Genomic DNA, 1,791 nt, shown 5'->3' on the forward strand with positions numbered 1-1,791 from the left:
CACGCCCAGGTCGGCCAACCGGCGGATGGTATCTTCCAGATAAACGCTGCTCTGTACCTGACGCACCAGAAGGTCCGCAATGGAATCAGCGGGAGCTTTTTCGTGGCCCAGGCAGTTAAAGAGTACCGGCATACGCATGGGGGCAAACGTCACACTCTGGAACCGTTCCGCCAGGGCCAGTCCCGCCGGGTGCATGAGGATCGTGTGGAACGGGCCGCTGACCTTAAGGGGCATGCAGCGCTTGGCGCCTGCCTCCTTGGCCAGTTCCGCCGCACGGTCCACGGCGGCCTTTTCACCGCCGATCACCAGCTGGCCGGGGCAGTTGTAGTTGCAGATCTGCACCACACCCAGCTGAGAAGCTTCCTTGCAGCAATCCTGCAGCTTATCCCGGTCCAAAGCCAGCACAGCCGTCATACCGCAGTCCAGACCTTCCGATGCCTTGGCCATAGCCTGACCGCGGAAAGCAACCAGTTCCACTGCCGATTTAGCATCCAGAACCTCTGCACATTCCAGGGCAGAATATTCGCCCAGCGACAGGCCTGCCGCATACGCAGGGCAGATGCCGGCATCCCGCAGCATAGCCGTAACACCGGCGGCAAAGGCCACCATGCAGGGCTGGGTGTAACGGGTCAGATTGATGACGCCTTCCGGGTCCTCGAAGCAGGTGGTTTTCAAATCAAAATCCAGAACCGTGGCCGCTTCATCGAACACCTTCCGGAACACCGGGGAAGCTTCATACAGATCGGCACCCATTCCGGCGTGCTGGCTGCCCTGACCGGCATACAAAAACGCGAGTTTCATCCGTTCCACTCCTTTTTATACCTTCATCTGCCCCATATCCTGCAGGCGGGTACGGCAGCCTTCCATCATTTCGTCCAAAATTTCCGCCACCGGGCGCACACCCTTCAGCATACCGGCCACCTGACCGGCCATCAGGCTGCCGGTTTCGGTATCGCCGTCAAATACGGCGCGGCGCAGGCTGCCCAACGTGTATTTTTCCAGCTCCATCTTGTCGGCACCGGCCTTTTCCTGACGGACATATTCACGGCTCATGCGGTTTTTCAGCACACGCACCGGCGTACCGCCGATCCGTCCGGTAACCACCGTGTCGCTGTCCTTGGCCTTGAGGAGCGCTGCCTTATAGTTGGGGTGGATCGGGCACTCTTCCGCCACCAGCAGGCAGGTGCCGATCTGCGCACCGCAGGCGCCCAGCGCAAAGGCAGCAGCCAGCTGACGGCCATCCGCAATGCCGCCCGCTGCAATCACAGGCACATCCACGGCGTCTACCACCTGCGGGACCAACGCCATAGTAGCCATCTCGCCCACATGACCGCCGCTCTCGGTACCTTCTGCAATGAGTGCATCGGCACCGCACTTGACCAGATGTTTGGCCAGAACCGAAGCCGCCACCACAGGCATCACCGTAATACCGGCTTTTTTCCAGCTTTCCATATATTTACCGGGATTTCCGGCGCCGGTCGTAACGAATCGCACGCCTTCCTCCACCACGATTTTGGCAAATTCATCGGCCTGGGGGTGCATCAGCATGATGTTCACGCCGAAAGGTTTGTCCGTCAGCTGCTTGGCACGGCGGATATTATCGCGCAGAGAATCAACGTTCATACCGCCCGACCCGATCAGGCCCAAAGCGCCCGCATTGGAGCAGGCTGCGGCGAACTCACCGGTGGCAATGTTGGCCATGCCGCCTTGAATGAGAGGATACCGGGTTCCCAGAATCTCGTTCAGCAGTTTCATACGACGCTTCCTTTCACAGTGATCAGCATACCGCCC

Annotated in this window: 2 protein-coding genes; both read right to left on the minus strand. The window is 59.7% G+C overall.

All coding sequences use genetic code 11. The features are described 5' to 3' along the window. On the minus strand, positions 1-801 hold an 801-nt coding region (locus H6B10_RS14295; RefSeq protein WP_204652212.1), incomplete at its 3' end, for an ACP S-malonyltransferase. Positions 802-816: 15 nt separating this feature from the next. Then, complete coding sequence (locus tag H6B10_RS14300) at positions 817-1,755, minus strand: nitronate monooxygenase (protein ID WP_204652213.1); 939 nt, start codon at positions 1,753-1,755, stop codon at positions 817-819. Between the last annotated feature and the right edge of the window lie 36 nt (positions 1,756-1,791).

It is taken from the genome of Gemmiger formicilis, from assembly GCF_016901605.1.
Classification (GTDB): Bacteria; Bacillota; Clostridia; order Oscillospirales; family Ruminococcaceae; genus Gemmiger; species Gemmiger formicilis_B.

Coding starts and splice junctions, on each gene's coding strand:
- H6B10_RS14300 (WP_204652213.1), bottom strand. CDS start 1,755: ATGAAACTGCTGAACGAGATTCTGGGAACCCGGTATCCTCTCATTCAA.